This window comes from Neisseria sp. P0021.S007 (genome assembly GCF_051956855.1).
Genome location: NZ_JBQCXA010001852.1, coordinates 1 through 307, shown reverse-complemented (window position 1 = coordinate 307; position 307 = coordinate 1). Strand labels below are relative to the sequence as shown.

Here is a 307-nt window from a genome sequence, read left to right as displayed (position 1 = left end):
AAAAAGGTGACACTGGCGCCGCTGGCGAAAAAGGCGAAAAAGGTGACACTGGCGCTGCTGGCGAAAAAGGCGAAAAAGGTGACACTGGCGCCGCTGGCGAAAAAGGCGAAAAAGGTGATACCGGCGCCGCTGGCGAAAAAGGCGAAACGGGTGACGCGGGTGCCGCTGGCGAAAAAGGCGAAAAAGGTGACACTGGCGCCGCTGGCGAAAAAGGCGAAAAAGGTGACACTGGCGCTGCTGGCGAAAAAGGCGAAAAAGGTGACACTGGCGCCGCTGGCGAAAAAGGCGAAAAAGGTGATACCGGCGC

Annotated in this window: 1 protein-coding gene; it reads left to right on the top strand. The window is 58.3% G+C overall.

All coding sequences use genetic code 11. From position 1 onward, the window contains the following. A partial coding sequence (locus tag ACTHUR_RS21785; protein ID WP_440400895.1) for a hypothetical protein occupies positions 1-307 on the top strand: 307 nt, incomplete at both ends.